This window comes from Pseudomonas sp. Y24-6 (assembly GCF_020295325.1).
GTDB classification, from domain to species: Bacteria; Pseudomonadota; Gammaproteobacteria; order Pseudomonadales; family Pseudomonadaceae; genus Aquipseudomonas; species Aquipseudomonas gregormendelii.
Genome location: NZ_JACBXG010000060.1, coordinates 1 through 326, shown reverse-complemented (window position 1 = coordinate 326; position 326 = coordinate 1). Strand labels below are relative to the sequence as shown.

Genomic DNA, 326 nt, shown 5'->3' with positions numbered 1-326 from the left:
GCGTTGATCAGTCCGAACACCCAACTTGGCTCGGGCCCCCACAGCCCCCAACCGAGTAGCGTCAGCGCGGCGATAGCAATCACAACGATCACGAAGTAACTGGCAATCACGTCTGCCAGCCGTTGCATCGGCGCTTTTGAGCGCTGTGCCTGCACAACCATCTGCACAATCTGTGCGAGCAGGGTCGCCGACCCTATCTTCTGCGCCTGCATCAACAGACTGCCGTGAATGTTGAGGGTGGCTCCGATCAGTGCGTCGCCGGCCCTTTTCATTATTGGTATTGGCTCGCCGGTGAGCATCGACTCATCTACAGCGCTTTCGCCTTG

1 pseudogene is annotated in these 326 nt (G+C 58.6%); it reads right to left on the bottom strand.

The features are described 5' to 3' along the window. Window positions 1-326 (bottom strand): annotated as a pseudogene (locus tag HYI44_RS29765) (copper-transporting ATPase); the annotation flags it as partial.